At 72.8% G+C, this 16,567-nt stretch carries 15 protein-coding genes; 4 read left to right on the plus strand and 11 right to left on the minus strand.

Annotated elements, in window-relative coordinates; all coding sequences use genetic code 11:
* Positions 1–47: 47 nt before the first annotated feature.
* The 4 genes from FRAEUI1C_RS27130 to FRAEUI1C_RS27145 form a co-directional block, all read right to left on the minus strand.
* Positions 48–761, minus strand: a complete 714-nt coding sequence (locus FRAEUI1C_RS27130; protein WP_013426564.1) for an EthD domain-containing protein — start codon at positions 759–761, stop codon at positions 48–50.
* Positions 758–4,456 (minus strand): indolepyruvate ferredoxin oxidoreductase family protein, encoded by a 3,699-nt coding sequence (locus FRAEUI1C_RS27135; protein ID WP_013426565.1) that lies wholly within the window; start codon positions 4,454–4,456, stop codon positions 758–760. The genes FRAEUI1C_RS27130 and FRAEUI1C_RS27135 overlap by 4 nt, the downstream gene beginning before the upstream one ends.
* A complete protein-coding gene (locus FRAEUI1C_RS27140; RefSeq protein WP_013426566.1) occupies positions 4,453–5,718 on the minus strand; it encodes an amidohydrolase family protein in 1,266 nt (421 codons plus the stop codon). The genes FRAEUI1C_RS27135 and FRAEUI1C_RS27140 overlap by 4 nt, the downstream gene beginning before the upstream one ends.
* A gap of 69 nt (positions 5,719–5,787) precedes the next feature.
* On the minus strand, positions 5,788–6,864 hold the full coding sequence (locus FRAEUI1C_RS27145) for a Zn-dependent alcohol dehydrogenase (protein ID WP_013426567.1): 1,077 nt from the start codon (positions 6,862–6,864) through the stop codon (positions 5,788–5,790).
* A gap of 399 nt (positions 6,865–7,263) precedes the next feature.
* On the opposite strand from FRAEUI1C_RS27145, the gene FRAEUI1C_RS27150 reads away from it, so the two are divergent.
* The gene (locus tag FRAEUI1C_RS27150) at positions 7,264–8,079 is read left to right on the plus strand and encodes an SDR family NAD(P)-dependent oxidoreductase (RefSeq protein ID WP_013426568.1); all 816 of its coding nucleotides are present in this window, start codon (positions 7,264–7,266) and stop codon (positions 8,077–8,079) included.
* Positions 8,080–8,126: 47 nt separating this feature from the next.
* The gene (locus tag FRAEUI1C_RS27155) at positions 8,127–8,315 is read left to right on the plus strand and encodes a ferredoxin (protein WP_013426569.1); all 189 of its coding nucleotides are present in this window, start codon (positions 8,127–8,129) and stop codon (positions 8,313–8,315) included.
* Between the two features lie 53 nt (positions 8,316–8,368).
* Here FRAEUI1C_RS27155 and FRAEUI1C_RS27160 read toward each other — a convergent pair whose 3' ends face one another.
* Positions 8,369–8,944 carry a TetR/AcrR family transcriptional regulator gene (locus FRAEUI1C_RS27160; RefSeq protein ID WP_013426570.1) on the minus strand — a complete coding sequence of 192 codons (576 nt, stop codon included), beginning with the start codon at positions 8,942–8,944 and terminating at the stop codon, positions 8,369–8,371.
* Positions 8,945–9,011: 67 nt separating this feature from the next.
* Positions 9,012–10,226, minus strand: a complete 1,215-nt coding sequence (locus FRAEUI1C_RS27165) for a cytochrome P450 (protein WP_013426571.1) — start codon at positions 10,224–10,226, stop codon at positions 9,012–9,014.
* 128 nt (positions 10,227–10,354) lie between these two features.
* Here FRAEUI1C_RS27165 and FRAEUI1C_RS27170 point away from each other — a divergent pair, with 128 nt between their 5' ends.
* Positions 10,355–10,798 carry a VOC family protein gene (locus tag FRAEUI1C_RS27170; protein WP_013426572.1) on the plus strand — a complete coding sequence of 148 codons (444 nt, stop codon included), beginning with the start codon at positions 10,355–10,357 and terminating at the stop codon, positions 10,796–10,798.
* A gap of 77 nt (positions 10,799–10,875) precedes the next feature.
* Here the strand turns inward: FRAEUI1C_RS27170 and FRAEUI1C_RS27175 are convergent, their stop codons facing one another.
* Positions 10,876–11,316: a cupin domain-containing protein gene (locus FRAEUI1C_RS27175; RefSeq protein WP_013426573.1), complete on the minus strand. Its 441-nt coding sequence runs from the start codon at positions 11,314–11,316 to the stop codon at positions 10,876–10,878.
* A gap of 175 nt (positions 11,317–11,491) precedes the next feature.
* On the opposite strand from FRAEUI1C_RS27175, the gene FRAEUI1C_RS27180 reads away from it, so the two are divergent.
* Positions 11,492–12,715, plus strand: coding sequence for a CaiB/BaiF CoA transferase family protein (locus FRAEUI1C_RS27180; protein WP_013426574.1), 1,224 nt, complete (start codon positions 11,492–11,494; stop codon positions 12,713–12,715).
* Between the two features lie 58 nt (positions 12,716–12,773).
* Here the strand turns inward: FRAEUI1C_RS27180 and FRAEUI1C_RS27185 are convergent, their stop codons facing one another.
* The 4 genes from FRAEUI1C_RS27185 to FRAEUI1C_RS27200 form a co-directional block, all read right to left on the minus strand.
* On the minus strand, positions 12,774–14,009 hold the full coding sequence (locus FRAEUI1C_RS27185; protein ID WP_013426575.1) for a cytochrome P450: 1,236 nt from the start codon (positions 14,007–14,009) through the stop codon (positions 12,774–12,776).
* Positions 14,010–14,117: 108 nt separating this feature from the next.
* A complete protein-coding gene (locus tag FRAEUI1C_RS27190) occupies positions 14,118–14,573 on the minus strand; it encodes a nuclear transport factor 2 family protein (protein WP_013426576.1) in 456 nt (151 codons plus the stop codon).
* A gap of 33 nt (positions 14,574–14,606) precedes the next feature.
* A complete protein-coding gene (locus tag FRAEUI1C_RS27195; RefSeq protein WP_013426577.1) occupies positions 14,607–15,398 on the minus strand; it encodes an SDR family NAD(P)-dependent oxidoreductase in 792 nt (263 codons plus the stop codon).
* A complete protein-coding gene (locus tag FRAEUI1C_RS27200; protein WP_232425138.1) occupies positions 15,395–16,549 on the minus strand; it encodes an aromatic ring-hydroxylating oxygenase subunit alpha in 1,155 nt (384 codons plus the stop codon). The genes FRAEUI1C_RS27195 and FRAEUI1C_RS27200 overlap by 4 nt, the downstream gene beginning before the upstream one ends.
* Positions 16,550–16,567 lie beyond the last annotated feature (18 nt).

Raw genomic sequence — 16,567 nt, forward strand, 5'->3', positions numbered from 1 at the left:
GCGCTCCCTGCTCTCGTCGTGCTGTCGTGACGGTCTGCTAGTCGTGTTCAGCCCGCGTCGACGGTCGCGGCGGACGCCACGACCACCTCGCGGACCGCCAGGTACTCCGACCGGCCGAACAGGCCGCCCGTGGGCGGGTTCTGCTGGAACCAGCCGACCCGGCCGCGCAGGCCGGCGAGATCGGCGAAGTAGACCTCGTTGACGGCGTCGTAGACCGGCTCGTCGCCCGTCGGGTGCGGATGGTTCTGGACGTAGGCCTGGCCACGGGCGGCCTCGGGGATCACCGCGGCCGCGCCGGACGTCTGGACCACGCCGCCGTGCTCGGCCCACAGACGGGAGAACTCGGCCCGGGTGAGGCCATCGGCCCGCCGGGACAGGGCGATGTGCTTGAAGGCGCCACCACCCGACGCGGCGTGGGCCGCGAGCCAGTCGGCCCCGCGCGCCACCCGTTCCCGCGCGACGACGCTGCTCGTGACGAGGCCGGCCGCCGGGGCGTCGGTGGCCGCCTGCCAGGCCTCGAAGCGGGCGAGGCACTCGGCGTCGGGAAACCACAGAAAGCTGACGACGTCGTGGCTGGTGCCCGAGCCGGGGCGCTCGGCCGGACCGGACAGGCCGGCCAGCACGGTGGCCAGCGTGACCCGGGCCGGCCGCGCGTCCGGCGGCGCCTCGGCCGCGCGCCGCGCCTCCCGCCGCCAGGCGGCCTCGAACGCGTCCGCCGACCACGCCGGGCCGGCCGCCCCGAACCGGATCAGCTTGATCATGCGCCGGTCGATCCCGCTGGCAGCAGGCCCGCGACGTCGGCGCGCCACCGCTCGACGGCCGCTTCCTTGATCGGCCCGTAGCCCTTGATCGCCATCGCCGACTCGGCGGCCCGCACCTGGTCGGCGTAGGGCAGCTCGCCCGCCAGGACGGTGCGCAGCAGCCGCTCGTACTCGACGACGACCGCCCGCTCGGTGCGCCGGTCCGGGTCGAGGCCGAACAGGTCGAACGGGGTCCCGCGCAGCCGGCGAGCCGCCCGCAGGCCCCGGAACGCGACCGCGTAGGGCCGGCCGGCCGGCAGCTTGTGCTTGAGCCCGAAGCGCCGCAGCGTCGGCGGATGCAGGTGGTAGGTGACGCGGTACGGGCCGTCGATGCCGAGCTCGGCCGCCGTCTCGGCGTGGTCCGCCAGCAGGTGCAACCGGGCGACCTCGTACTCGTCCTTGTAGGTCAGCACCTTGAACCAGCTCTCGGCGACGGCCCTGGTCAGGGCCCAGCCGTGGCCGGCGTCGTCACGTCCGGCGGCCTCGGCCACCAGCGCGAGGAACCGGCCGGCCCGGCGGGCGTCCTGGTAGTCGACCGTCTGCGCGGCGCGCCGGCCGAGCAGCTCGCTCAGGTCGGCCGGCAGGTCCGCGGGCAGTGCGGCCCCGTCAAGAAGCCCGGCGGCGGCCGCGAGCGCGTCCGGCGACGGGTCGAAGATGCTCGGCTTCGTCACCGTGGGAGTGTCCCCGCCGACGGCCGCGAGCGCGGCCTCGACGGCCGCCGGGTCGTGGACGGCCCAGCGGCCCCAGACGAAGGCGGCCCGGTTGTCGGTCGCGGCCCGACCGGTGCGGCTCATCGCCTTCTCCAGGTCGGCCGGCCCGAGCGGCAGGCCACCAAGCTGGAACGCGGCCCCGAGCAGCACGATGTTGGCCAGCAGCTGGTTGGCGAAGACCTGCTCGGCGATCCGCTTCGCGTCCAGGAACGCCGCCTGTCCACCCCCGACCCGCTCGGAGATCGCGGCGCGCATCGCCGCGTCGTCGGGCGAGGCGATGTCACGTTGGAGCATCGCGGCCGTCGGAACCACGGTCACGTCGACGACCGCCACGGTCTCCCCCGGCCGCACGGTCGCCAGGTGCTTGGCCGACGCGGCCTGCAGGATGTCGCCCGACAGGTAGAGGTCGGCCCCGCCGGCGCCGACCGTCGGCGAGCCGAGCGCGCCGTCCTGGCCGGCCACGGACAGCTGCAGGTGCGAGACGACCGCGCCGGCCTTCTGCGAGAGCCCGGTCTGGTCGACACCCGCGACGGTCAGGCCGGCCGACTTCGCGGCGGTCGCGAGGATCCGGGCGGCGGTGATGACGCCGGTACCGCCGACGCCGGTGAAGTAGATGCCGAACCGGCCGTCCACGACGGGCCGCACCGGTTCCGGCAGCCCGCCCGACGGCAGCGCCGGGCGCGGGTGCGCCTTGGGCTTCGCCGCCTGCGTGCGCGGCGAGCGGCGCAACTTGCCGGGCTTGCGCGGGGTGATCGTCACGAACGACGGGCAGTCGCCCTCGAGGCAGGTGTAGTCGCGGTTGCAGGACAGGTCGTCCACCCGGCGCTTCTCGCCGAGCTCGGTCTGATGCGGCAGCACGGACAGGCAGTTGCTCTTCACCGAGCAGTCGCCGCAGCCCTCGCACACCGCCTCGTTGATGACCACGCGGCGCGGCGGCTCGGGCAGCAGGCCACGCTTGCGCAGCCGGCGTGACTCGGCGGCGCAGCGCTGGTCGTAGATGACCACCGTCACGCCGGGCACCCCGCGCAGCTCCTCCTGCACCTCGTCCAGCCGGTCGCGGCCGAGCACCTTCACGCCGGGGGCGAACCGGGCCCGGCGGCCGTAGTGCTTCGGCTCCTCGGCGCAGACGACGACCCGCTCGACGCCCTCGGCCTCCAACATCCGGGTCATCGCCGGGACGTCCATCAGGCCGACGACGTCCTGGCCGCCGGTCATCGCGACCGCCGCGTTGTAGAGGATCTTGAAGGTGACGTTGGCCCTGGCGGCGACGCTGGCGCGGATCGCCAGGATGCCGGAGTGGGAGAGCGTCCCGTCACCGAGGTTCTGGATCAGGTGTGGCTCGTCCACGAACGGCGCGAGGCCGATCCACGGCACGCCCTCGGCGCCCATCGGCGTCGGTGGGAGGCTCTTCATGCCCTGGTGCCGGGCCTCGAAGTACATGATCCCGTGACAGCCGACGCCACCGCCGACCAGCGCACCGTCGGGGAACACCGTCGAGCGGTTGTGCGGGCAGCCGCTGCAGAAGCCCGGCGGCCGGGCCGGCAGGTCGAGCACCGGCAGCGCCAGACCGGGCGACGCGAGCAGCGGCAGCGACCGCCGCCGGGGTGACCCGCCCACCGAGGCGCCGTTGGCGGAAGCGCCCACGGCCGCGCCGACCGTGGCCAGCTCGGGCAGGACCCGGCGCAGGACGGCCGCGACCTTCGTCGCGTCCAGCTCGCCGGCGGCCCCGACGAGGGCGCGCCCGGCGCTGTCCCGCTTGCCGGCGAGCCGAGTGGCGTCGCCGGCCTCGTGCAGCACTGCGCGCAGCTGCGTCTCGACGAACGGCCGCTTCTCCTCGATGACGACCAGCTCGTCGACGGAGCGGGCGAACTCCAACGCCGTCTCGGCGACCAGCGGATAGGTCATCCCGAGGCGCAGGATCCGGACGCCGAGCGTCTCCAGCTCGGCGGCGCCGAGCCCGAGGTCGCCCAGCGCCTGCATCACGTCGAAGTAGGTCTTGCCTGCGCAGACGATGCCGAGGCGTGCGCCGGGCGCGGCCCCGCTGACCCGGTCGAGGCCGTTGTGCCGGGCGTAGGCCGCCGCGGCGCGCAGCCGCAGGTCGAGGACCTGCTCCTCCTGCGCGGGCGCGGTGTGCGGCCCGACCGCGGTCCCGGGCAGGTGCCGCCACGGCCGCGGCACGCCGGCCGCGTCGTCGATCGTGAAGCCGTCCGGGTCGCTCGGGGTGTGCCGGTCGAGGCCGGTGTCCACGGTGCCGATGCCGTCGGCCACCGCCGTGACGACCTTGAGGCCGACCCAGGCGCCGCTGTACCGCGACAGCCGGAACGCGTGCACGCCGAGGTCGAGGATGTCCTGCTGGTCGCCGGGGACGAGCACCGGGACGCAGGCGTCCTCGAAGGTGTACTGGCTGTCGCAGGCGAGCGTCGAGGACTTGGCCGACGGGTCGTCGCCGCAGAACATCACGACGCCGCCGTTCGGGCCGGAGCCCATGGCGCCGGCGTGCTTCAGGACGTCGCCGCAGCGGTCCAGCCCGGGTGTCTTGCCGTACCAGGCGCCGACGACCCCGTCGAGGCTCTCGTCGGGCACCGCGTCGCTCGCCTGCTCGGGCGCGCCGGTCGATGGCGAGGACGCGGACCGCAGCTCGCGGCCGGTGCCCATCTGGCTGCCCCAGACCGTGGCCGCGGCCAGTTCCTCGTTCAGCCCGGGGCGGTGCAGGACGCGGTGCTCGGCCAAGGCCGACCCCGCGCCGTCGAGCGTCATGTCGAACGTGCCCAGCGGCGAGCCGGGGTAGCCGGAGACCATCGTCGCGGTCCGCAGGCCGTCCCGGCCGTCGACCTCGGTGCGCACGAGCAGCAGCCGGACCAGCGTCTCGACGCCCGACAGCAGCTCCCCCGCGGCCGGCGGCGCGACGCCGTTCGCGGAGCCCGTCACAGGTCCGGGGCCGGTCACGCGTACACCGACGGGTTGACGTAGGCGAGCTCGCCGTTCTTGAAGACCGCGCGGCGCCGGGCCGGGTCCTTGAGGATCGAGACGTCCTCGGTCGGGTCGCCGTCCACCACGAGAAGGTCGGCCAGGTAGCCGGCGCGGACCTGCCCGGTCTCCAGGCCGGCCAGCGGGCCCAGCTCCCTGGTCGCGGAGTGGATCGCCTCGGCTGGCGTCATGCCGACGAGGTCGACGTAGCGCTCCAGCTCGGCCGCGTACGTGCCGTGCCTCGTCCACTGGTGGCCGAAGTCGCCGCCGGCGGCGATCCGGATGCCGGCCTCGCGTAATCTCCGCAGCCCCTCAACCTGGGCCTTGAGCTCGTCCCGGTAGCCGGACAGCTCGATCTTCTCCGGCGTCATGCCCCACGGGTTGGCGTGGCCGTTGACCACCGCGTACAGGTAGTGCAGCCCGGGGCAGACCCAGACGTCGTCGCGGCGGGCCTCCAGCTCACGCACCGCCTCGTCGTCAAGGAAGCAGGCGTGGTGGATGAGGCGGACGCCGGTGCGGGCGGCCATCGCGACGCTGGCCGAGCCACGGGCGTGCGTGGTGACGAACGCGCCGTACTTCGCCGCCTCGTCCACGGCCGCGGTGAGCATCTCGTCGTTCATGTAGACGTCGTCGGACGGGAACTCGGGCACGATGCCGTCGCCCGAGATGAACAGCTTGATCGCCCGCGCGCCGGCCTCGCACTGGCGCGCGACGATGTCCCGCAGCTCATGCGCGTCGGCGGCGACCACGGACATCGGGGTGCCGTCGCTGATCGCGCCCGGCGACGTCACGAGCAGGTTGCCCGGCACGATGCGCGGCCCGGGGATCAGGCCGCGCTCGATGGCGTCCCGCGCGGTCACGTCGTCCAGCGGCTGCAGGACGCTCGCGCTGATGATGAGCGTGTAGCCGCTCTCCAGGAAGGTGCGGACGACCGCGGCGACGTCGAGCGCGTGCGGGGCCGGCGCGGACGCGGCGACGCCGGCATGGTCGAAGACGAAGTCCAGCGGCCAGCTGATGTGCGTGTGCGCGTCACCGAGCCCCGGCAGGACGGTCGCCCCCCGCACGTCGATCACCCGCACGTCGTCCGCGGGCCCCCCGACGGCCGCCGGGTCCAGCCGGCCGGCCGCGACCCGCTCGATCCGGTCGCCGTCCAGCAGGATGTCCCCGTCGACCGGGCGCTCGGCGGCGTCGCCCGTGCAGGCCAGCACTCGGGCGTTCCTGATCAGTGTGCGCCGTTGCATCCGAGCGCTCCTTCCCGAAGAAGCCGGGGCCGTCGAAGGGCGGCCCGGCCGGCCGTGGCGATGGAGGGTCTAGACGATGACGGTGCGGATTCCCTCCGCCGCGTGGGTCAGCTCGACGCCCTCGTTCACGTCTTCCAGCTTGATACGGCGCGACACCATCTGCCCGAGATCGAGCCGGCCGGCCTCGGCCAGCCGGATGAAGCGGGGGAAGTCGCGCAGGATCTGCGAGCCGCCGACCGGCGAGCCGACCAGCTTCTTGCCGGAGAACACCGCCGGGATCGCGGGCAGCGTGACGGAGGCGCCCATGGCCGGCATGCCGACCAGCGTCACCGTCCCCTCCATCCTCGCCATCGCGTACGCCTGCGTCATCAGCTCGGGAAGGCCCACGACCTCGAAGCTGTAGTCGGCGCCCCGCCCGCCCGTCAGCGCGCGGACCTGCTCGACCGGGTCCGCCTCATCCGGGTCGACGGCGTGCGTCGCGCCGACCCGCAGCGCGGCCTCCCGGCGCGAGGTGGCCGGGTCGATGGCGATGATGACGGCCGCGCCGGCGATCCGGGCGCCCTGGATGACCGACTGGCCGACGCCGCCGCACCCGATGACGGCCACCGTGGAGCCGGGGCTGACCTGGGCCGTGTTCAGCGCAGCGCCGACGCCCGTGGTGACCCCGCAGCCGAGCAGGGCCAGCTGCTCGTCGGGCAGGTCGGTCTGGACGGCGACGACGCTCGCCTCGTCCACGACCATCGCCTCGGCGAACGAGCCGCAGCCGCAGACCGCGCGGGCGGTGCGCCCGTCGTCCAGGGCGAACCGGGCGGCGGTCTGGACGAGCGGCCCGCGCTCGCAGTGGTTGGACATGCCGTTGACGCACCACCAGCAGGAGCCGCAGGCCGGCGACACCGAGGCGAGCACCCGGTCGCCTGGCCGGACCCGCCGGACCTCGGCACCGACCTGCTCGACGAGGCCGGTGGCCTCGTGGCCGGGCACGATCGGCAGCTGCAGCGCCGAGCGGCCCTCGATGACGTTCAGGTCGGTGTGGCAGATCCCGCTCGCGGCGATCCGGACCAGCACGTCGCGCGGCCCGACCGTGGGGATCGGGAGATCCTCAAGCACGAGCGGCTTACCGGCCTCGTAGGCGACGGCGACCCTCATCGACGACCTCTCCCGTCTTCGTTGCCAGGCGTCTTCGTTGCGGCGCACAGCCCCTGCGGCGTCAGCTGCCCCGCTGCGTCCGGGACGCCCGCGAGCCAGGCCGCGGGGCGGCGGGCGCGAGCGTGACACCGGGCACGGCCGGCTGGTGGCTGGACCGGATCGCCCGACAGTAGCTCAGTAACCGCTCACTCCACAAGCGAGCCTAACCGCGCCTGGCCTCGGCCGCGAGGTGTCCGCGCGGGCACCGTCGAGCCGGACCGTGAGACCTCGATCGCGGCCCCGCGGCGGGCACATCGGAGCAGGTAAGTATGTGAGCGCTCTGTTAGTATCGGCGCGCTGGCAGCCGCCGGCGAGCCCGGCCGGTGCCGGTCGGTCCGACGAGTCGATCGCGAGGTAGCCGTGGGTTCGTTGGCCGGCCGCGTCGCGGTCGTCACCGGTGCGAGCCGGGGCATCGGCGCGCACATCGCCGAACTGCTCGCCGAACAGGGGGCGGCGGTCGCGCTCGTCGCCCGGACTCTCGACGCCGGTTCGTCGCCGCTTCCCGGCTCGATCTCCGAGCTGGCCGCCCGGATCACCGCGAACGGCGGCCGGGCGGCGGCGGTCCAGGCCGACCTGACGTCGCCCACCGACGTCGAGACGATCGTGGCCCGCGCGCAGGACGCGCTCGGCCCGGTCGACATCCTGGTGAACAACGCGGGCGTCAACTTCTACGGGCCGGCCCTCGACGTGACGCCCAGGCGTTTCGAGCTGATGTTCCGGATGATGGTGCACACGCCGTTCCGGCTCTGCCAGCTGGCCGTCCCCGGGATGGTCGAGCGCGGCCAGGGCTGGATCGTGAACATCACCTCCAAGCAGGCCCGCCACCCACTGGGCCCGCCCTATCCGGACTGGGCCCGCGACGGCTGCGTCCCCTACGGCATGTGCAAGAGCGCGCTGGACCGGCTGACGACCGGCCTCGCCGCGGAGCTGGAGGGGACCGGCGTCAGCGTGAACGCGCTCGGCACGTCCGGACTCGTGCTGACGCCCGGCGTCGCCGTCGTCGCGCCGCACAACGCGGGCAACGCGCCGGTCGAGCCGGACGACGCCATGGCGCAGGCCACGCTGCGCCTGGTGAGCACGCCGGCGGGAACCGTCACCGGCCGGATCGTCTACAGCATGGATCTGCTCGGCCGCCCCTTCCCGGACGGTCCGTGGGCTTTGTCCGCTACGTTCTAGCCTGCCCGGCCGCGTGGACGCGGCCCGATCGAAGGGATGGGGGCGCCATGAAGGCCGAGGTCGACGCCGCCAAGTGCCAGGGACACGCGCGCTGCTGGGAGATCTGCCCCGAGGTGTTCGCGCTCGACGAGGAGGGCTTCGGGTCCGTCGTGGATCCCGAGGTGCCGGTCGAGCTGGAGGCCAAGGCCCGCGAGGCCGCCGACAACTGCCCCGAACGCGCGATCGTCCTGGCCTAGGCCGAAGGCGGGGCGCGTCGCGTCCCGCCGCCAGGAGCCCCCGCGGCTCGCGGCTACTCGCTGCCGCTGTCGCGGGGGCTGGTGAGCTCGACCAGGGTGCGCAGGAACTGGTCCTGGCCGACGCCGTTGAACGGGTGGCCCTGCATCGTCGAGAACAGGTGGTAGCCGCCGAGCGCGGCGACCGCGATCGCGTCGACGACGTCCTGGCCGCGCGGGTCGGCGAGGACCGGGCGCGCCAGCGCCGCCCAGATCGCCGTGCGAAGCTCCGGAACTCTGTCCCCCTCGTTGAGCATGAGGCGGAACAGCCGGTCGAAGCGGCGCAGGTCGTGCAGCAGTTGGTCGTACGTGCGCAGCCGGTGCTCGACCGGGTCGCCGGACGCCGGCAGCCCGGCCCTGGCCTGCGCCATCTCGTCGCGCAGCCGGCTGACCTCCCGGTCGACGGCCGCCGTGAGCAGCGCCTCCTTCGACGGGAAGTGCCGGTAGAGGCTGCCGGTGCCGACGGCGAGGCCGACCCGGCGCTCGACCTCACTGATCGTGGCCCCGCTGAACCCGGACTCGGCGAAGACGTCCATCGCCGCTTCGAGAATGCGGTCCCGGGTCGTTCCGCGCGCGCCCTGCCGTGTGGTCACCCGGCCAGCGTAAGCAGCACGGCCGACGGCCCCCGCGGCGATGCGCCGCCGGCCGGGTCGGCCGTCATCAGACGGGCTCGAAGACCAGCGGAACCGAGGCCGGTCCCCGGGCCTGCAGGCTGAAGTAGGTCACCTCGGCGCCGGCCGGAATGTGGAACGGCCCGAGCCGTTCGAGCAGCCGGCGGACCGCCACCCTGATCTGCAGCCGGGCCAGGTTGGAGCCGACGCAGCGGTGCGGGCCGGCGCCGAACGTCAGGTGGCGGTTGCGCGGCCGGTTCAGGACGACCTCGTCGGGCCGCTCGAACACGTTCGGGTCACGGTTGGCCGCGCCGAAGAACAGCCCCACCTTCTCGCCCTTCCTGATGAGGCGGCCGGCGATCTCGACGTCGCTCGTCGCCGTGCGGAACATCAGCGGCAGCGGGGTCTCCAGCCGGATGCACTCCTCGACCAGCGCGGGGACGAGGGAGAGGTCCGCCCGGACCGCCGCCTGCAGGTCCGGGCGCTCGGCGAGAATGCGCATCGTCGCGCCGATGGCGCTCGCGGACGTGCCGATCCCGCCCTGGATGAGCAGTTGCAGGCCGGAGAGGAACTCGTGGTCGACGAACGGCTCGTCCGACCCCTCGTCCTGGCCGCCCCGGAAGCCGTCGTTCAGCCGCTGGACGGCGGTCACGACGTCGTCGCGGGTCGGCTCGGTGCCGCGGCTCGCGAACAGGCCGGCGACCCACTGGCGCAGAACGCCGGCGCCGGCCGCGGTCCGGTAGGGGTCCGACTCGAAGCTGATGGCGCGGGCCGCGGGCTCGGCGATCCGGAAGTCCTCGTCGGTGGTCTGGAACAGCAGGCGGAACATCACCGTGCCCGGGAACGGGCGGGCGAAGTCGACCGCCAGGTCGCAGGCCCCGGCGTCGGCGAACCCGTCGATCAGCTCGTCGGCGACCCCCCGGATCCGGTCCTCCAGGTCGGCGAGCGCCTTCACCGTCAGGTGTGGGTTGACCTGGCGGCGGTAGGCCCGCTGGCGCGGCGGGTCCAGCTCGATCGGGACCAACTGGGGCATCAGGTCGAACCCAGGCCTGGTGATCGACACCCCCTGCGTCGAGGTGAACGACTCCCAGTCCTGGGCGAGGCGCAGCACCAGGTCCAACGAGGTCGCGGCCCAGTAGCCGCCACTGCTGCTGACCCAGGTCAACGGCCCGAGGCTGGCCAGCTCGCGCACCGCGTCCCAGTACCGCGGGCCGGCGACCTCGGGCGCGAGGTGATCGAACGTGGACGTCTGGACCGTCGCCATCTGACCCTCCCGCCGGGCGAAGCAAGGGTAGCCTTGCATTCGACGTGAGGAAGGTAACGCCGGTCGTTCGCGATGGTCAACAACAGCGACGGTCAACAGCGGGCTCGCACCGGCAGAGCGGAGCTTTCATGGACGCGGTGCCCTTTCACATCGGCGTCACCACCGACGATCTCGGCGCCGCGATGCGCGAGCTGGCCACCGCGCTGGGCCTGACCTGGACGACGCCCACCACGGGCGAGGGCCTGTTCCACACCGTCGACGGCGTCCCGAACCCCAGGCCGCGCTCCTGCGTCTCCCGCGAGGGCCCGATCCACCTCGACCTGATCGAGGGCCGACCCGGCACGATCTGGGCGACCACCGGCCCCCGGGTCCACCACTTCGCCTACTGGACCGACGACCTCGCAGCCGACGTCACCCGGCTGGCCGCCGAGGGCTGGCGCCTGGAGATGACGAAGCCGGACGCCGACGGCCGGCCCACCCTGTTCGCCTACCTCGTCCGCGCCGACGGCTTCCGCCTGGAGCTCATCGACGCCGCCGGCCGCGCCGACTACGCCGCCCGCCTGCGCGAGTGACTCCCGCGCTGGCCTCCGGGGCATGATCGCCGACTCGGGGTCCGGGTGGCGTGGTCGTCGGGATTCCGGCGGCGGGGTCAGTCGAGCTGGTAGGCCTTCGGGTGGCCGTCGTGGATCTCGATCCATTCGGCGCCCTCGGGGCCGGCGACCCAGGTGTACTTCTGGTTCGGGCTGAAGACGCCCTGCCCGGCCCTGGTGACCCGCCGGCCGTAGCGCAGCTCGCCGGCGAGCAGGTAGGTCAGCTGGTTGGTGCCGTGCCGGTGCGGCCGGACCAGGGCACCCGGGCCGACGCGTGACCGGACGACGGTCATCGTCGGCGAGTACAGGATCGTCGTCGACACCAGGTCACGACCCACCGAGTCGAGGAACTCGTCGCGCTGCTCCTCGGGTAACAGCTGCGCGACCTCCTCGTTGCTCCGGTAGGGCAGCGTGTTGGAGTCGAAGAAGAACATCTTTGCCCCGTCGCCCGGCACTCCCTCGTTCGAGTGCCCGGCCTGCGGCTCCGGCGTACCGGTCATGGCGACCTCCCGCGCGTCAGGCGGCTCCCGGCGACCATGGCGGTCCGGGCCGCGCCCACGAAAGCAAGGAAAGTCTTGCCACCCGCCGACCCGACGGGCAACCGAACCGACGATCCCGGCGCGCCGGAGTGAGTGAACGTACACTCCTCTACCTGTGGAGACTGCTTTCGGAAGCGTGATCGACGGTGACGGTGGCCGGCCGCGGGGTGGGCCGCTCGCGGGAGTGCGGGTGGTGGAGCTGGCCGGACGAGGGCCAGGCCCGTTCGGGGTCATGGTGCTCGCGGATCTGGGCGCCGAGGTCGTGCGGGTGGCCCGCGTCGAGGACGTCTCGACTGGGGACGACGAGAGCGCCACCGAGCGAGCGTTGCGCGGGCATCGGCGTCACGACCTGGTGACCCGCGGGCGGCCGTCGGTAGCGCTCGATCTGAAGCATCCGGACGGGGCCGCGGCGGCCTTGCGGCTCATCGACGGCGCCGACGTCGTGGTCGAGGGTTTCCGGCCCGGCGTCGCCGAGCGGCTCGGGCTGGGCCCGGATCTCTGCCTGGACCGCAACCCGCGCCTGGTGTACACGCGGATGACCGGGTTCGGCCAGGACGGGCCGTATGCCCGCAGCCCCGGCCACGACATCAACTACGTGGCATTGGCGGGCGCGCTGGAACCGCTGCGCCGGTCCGGGCAGCCGCCGGCACCGCCGCTCAACCTGCTCGGTGACTACGGCGGCGGCGGCATGCTGCTGGTCGTCGGGGTGCTGGCCGCGCTGGTCGAGCGCGCCGTGTCGGGACGCGGCCAGGTCGTCGACGCGGCGATGGTCGACGGCGTCGCGCTGCTGACCACGCTGCTGCACGGGATGCGCGCCGAGGGCAGCTGGGCTGACGACCCGGGGCAGAACATCCTGGGTCTGGCCGCGCCGTTCTACAACGTCTACGAGACCGCCGACGGCCGGCACGTCGCGGTCGGCGCCGGCGAGCACCAGTTCTACTCCCGGCTCCTGGCGCTCATCGGCCTCGACGACGAAGCCGAGGCGGAGCTGGTCCGCGGGCAGAGCGACCCGGCCACCTGGCCGGCCGCGCGGGACCAACTCGCCGACGTCTTCCGGACCAGGACCCTGGACGAGTGGTCGAAGCTGCTCGAAAGCACCGACACCTGCTTCACGCCGATACTGACGCCCGCCGAGGCGGCCCAGCACCCGCACAACGTCGCCCGCGGGACCTTCGTCGACGTCGACGGCGTCGTGCAGCCCGCGCCGGCGCCGCGGTTCAGCCGCACGCCTTCCGGGCCGGTCAGCCCGCCGGCCGCGGCGGGCGAGCACACCCGCAAGGCCCTGCTGGCCTGGGGTTTCTCCGACACGGAGATCGCTGGACTGCTCACCAGCGGTGCCGCGCGCCAGGCCCCGTCGTAGGGCGAGGCCGCCGGTCCGGGCCGGGATTCGAGAGGCCCAATCCCGGCCCGGCCCTTCGCTAGTCGACGGGCGAGAGCCGAGGGCCCGGGGTGAAGGTGATCGGGACCTCCAGCGGCGCTCGGTTGTAGGTCGAGTGCCAGTGGATGTCGGCGTCCGGCGCGAGCCTGATGTCGCGCAGGCGGGTGACGATCTCCTCGACGGCGATGCGCAGGTTCATCCGGGCCAGGTTGGAGCCGGCGCAGCGGTGCGGGCCGGCTCCGAACGCGATGTGCCGGTTGCGGGCGCGCTCGGGGTCGAACGTCTCCGGGTCCTCGAACTCGTTCTCGTCATGGTTGGCCGCGGCCCAGTACATGAGGACCTGCTCGCCCGCCTTGATCGGGCAGCCTCCGACCTCGGTGTCCTTCGTGGCGGTGCGGGCGACGCTGATGAACGAGCTGTCGAGGCGGATCAGCTCCTCGACCGCGTTGGTCAGCAGGTCGGGCCGGTCACGCAGCAGTTCCGGGATCTCCGGGTGCGCGCAGAACCGCAGCATCGCCATGCCGAGCACGCCGGCGGTGGTGTCGAGGCCGCCGAGGATGAGCAGGTGGATCGTGCCGATCGCCTCGATGTCGGTGATCGGCCGGCCCTCGATCTCGGCGGCCAGCACGGCGTCGACCACGTCGCCGCGCGGGCCGGTGCGGCGCCGCTCGGTGATCAGCTCAGAAATCCAGCCGGCCAGCTTGAACAGGGCGTCACGCGCCTCGGGAACCGGCTTGGAGGTCAGCATCGCCCATTCGTTGACCTGGGCGAGGTCCTCCTTCGGCGCGTGCAGGGCGAAGTCGAAGAACGACAGCCCCGGCAACTGGCGGGCGAATGCGTCCATGAACTCGCACTCGCCGCGCTCGATGAAATCGTCGATCAGCCGGTTGACCAGGTCGCGGGTGACCTTCTCCCATTCCGCGACGACTACCGGCCGGAAGTAAGGATTGATGACGCGGCGGAACTCACGCTGCAGCGGCGGGTCGATCGTGACCGGAAGAATCGTGTGCTGCTCGGTCGCCGCGATCGTGATGCCCTGCGCGGAGGAGAACGTCTCCCAGTCCTGCGCGACGCTGAGTACCTCTTCGTAGCCGGTCGCCACCCAGAACCCGCCGTGCTGGTCGCTGTGCGTGACAGGACAGCGGGACCGGGTCCGGGCCAGCGTCGGGTGGAAGTCGTTGGCCAGCTCGGTCGACTGGTGGTCGAAGTGGTGCTCGACCCAGGCATCGTCGATCGTCGTGCCGACCGGGCCGGCGGGCGCTGCCGTCGTGTCCATCAGGTACCTCACGCTCACGTACGCGGTCATACCGACCGAGGCGGGCCATCTGGGCACAGAATACCAATAAGTGAGCCCTCGTTCATTTCTCGTCGCCGGGGCCCCGGGTTACCGTCCGGGCCCGGAGTTCATAGAGACCTCCTCGCCACGCGGGTCGAGCGTTTCGAGCAGGGCTTTGGTGTCGTGGACGTAGGCCTCGATCTCGAAGATCTGGCCGCCGCGAATCCGGATCATGTCGATCATGGGCAAGACCACCGAGCGGCCGGTGGCGCGGGCCGTCCACCGGATGACGATCCGCAGGGCGAACAGGTCCGGGGCGCACTGCCAGTACTCGGTGGCCTCGATGCGCTGGTCCCAGTGGGCCCGCATGCCGGCCTGGACGGCGTGGAAGGAGGCCAGGCCCCGGTGCACCCCGCCGTGCGGGAGTGATTCCGGCTCGACCAGCACGATGTCGTCGGCGAAAACCGTCGCCCAGCGCTCGGCAGTGCTCGGGTCACTCATCGCGTCCGGGCGCCAGGACGCGGCGAGCACCTCCATCACCTCGGCCGGCGTCAGCTCCGTCATGGGGACCTCCAGAAACGCGCGACAAAGCGTCGCTCAGCCCAGGAAGAACTTGCCGCCGTCGTAGGAGATGGTCTGGCCGGTCATGTAGCGGGAGGCCTCGCTCGCGAGGAAGACCACCGGGCCAGCCACGTCGTCCTCGGTCGCGACGCGCGGGATGAGCTGCAGGCCGAACTCCGGCGTCCCGGTCATCTGCTCCTCGCGCTCCAGCACGCCCAGCGAGATCGCCTCGGCCGCCATCGAGCCGACCGACAGCGCGTTCACCCGGATGCCCAGCGGGGCCAGCTCCTTGGCCAGCGACTTCGTCATCGCGATGACAGCCCCGCGGGCGGTCCCGTAGTCCAGCCAGTTGCGCACGCCGTACGCGGCCGACGAGGTGTGGTTGACGATGGCCGGCGCCGCCGACTTCGCGAGTTCGGGGACCGCCGCCTTGCACAGCAGGAACGTGCCGCGGACCATCACCGCCATCGTCGTGTCCCAGTGCTCGACGGTCATCTCCGCGAGTGGCGTGTACTTCGTGTCCCGGTAGCGGTTCGGGTTGTTGACCAGCACGTCGAGGCGGCCGAACGTCTCGACGGCGAACGCGACGGCCGCCCGCGCGCTGGCCTCGTCCGTGACGTCGAGGAGAAAGAACCGGGCGACGCCACCGTCCTTCTCGACGAGGCCGACGGTCTCCTGGCCCGCGTCCGGAAACTGGTCGGCCACGACGACGTGCGCGCCCGCGGCGGCGAGTCCGCGGGCATAGCCACGACCGGCCGCCTGCGCCGCGCCGGTGACGAGCGCGACCCGCCCGGCGAGCGGGCCGGTCGGCCTGACCGCGTCGGTCATTCCGGAGCCTCGGCGAGAACGCGGCGCAGCGTGCGCGCCATGTGCTGCATCACCGGCTCGTTGCGGCCGAACACCAGGGTCTTCGGGACGAACGGCGAGCGCAGCCCGAGGCCCGCGCGGGTGGCCATCTCGTAGTCCTCCTTGTCGACGACGGTCTGGCAGGCCCAGCGGACCGCCTCCTCCAGCTCCTTCGCCTCCTGGTCGGACGCGGGCAGCTCGCGGCGGTAGGCGTAGTGCAGCGCGACCGTCTCGTGCAGGCTCTCCCCCGGATAGATCGTGAAGATCTCCAGCCGGTCCCCGACCACCGAGAAGCTCAGGTTCGGGAAGAGCCGGTAGTTGAGGTTGATCTGACCGTCGTCGACCGGGCGCCAGTCCTCTTCCGGGATCTCCCGCAGCCTGTCGACGGTGCGCATCGTCGACGTCATCAGCGCGTGGTCGCCGTAGAAGTCCGCGACCGAGGTGTTGCTGTAGACCAGCGGGCCGGCGGTCGCGCGGTGCAATTGGGCGAAGTGGTAGGTCTCGCAGTGGGTGCCCCAGACGACCTTCCAGTTCGTCGCCACGGGGTGCCGGTGGGTCGCGGCGATCGAGTGCCAGCTCTCGAAGCCGAAGGACGCGAAATGCTCGTCGAGACCGCCGAAGTACTCCTCCAGCGAGAACCGCGCGTCCGGATGCGCCGCCGCGAAGATCAGGCCGTGGCGTTCCTGTACCGGCAGCTCGATCAGCCCACGGTCCTCCCGGCGCAGGTCGTTGAAGCCCTCCGACCCGGGCAGGCCGACGAGCTTTCCCTCAAGGCTGTACGACCAGGCGTGGAACGGGCAGGTGAACCGGCGGGCGGTGCCGCGCCCCGGTTCGACGACCCGGACACCGCGGTGCTGGCACATGTTCAGGAAGGCGCGAACCCGGCCGTCGTCGTCCCGCGTCAGGAGCATCGGCGTGCCGGTCGCGTCGAACGTCAGCCACGACTCCGGTTCGGGCAGGTCGCCGCTGAGCCCGACGAACATCGGGTACCGGCTGAACACCAGGCGCCGTTCCCGCTCGAACTGCTCCGGCGAGCGGTAACCGTCGAGCGGTTCCTCCATCGTGTGTTCGGCCAGGTCGGTGGTCCGCCGGTCGATCAGGTCCAGCGTGCGCCGGCCTAACTCCCGCTGCATCTCAGCATTCATTCCGTG

The organism is Pseudofrankia inefficax, from assembly GCF_000166135.1.
Taxonomy (GTDB): Bacteria; Actinomycetota; Actinomycetes; order Frankiales; family Frankiaceae; genus Pseudofrankia; species Pseudofrankia inefficax.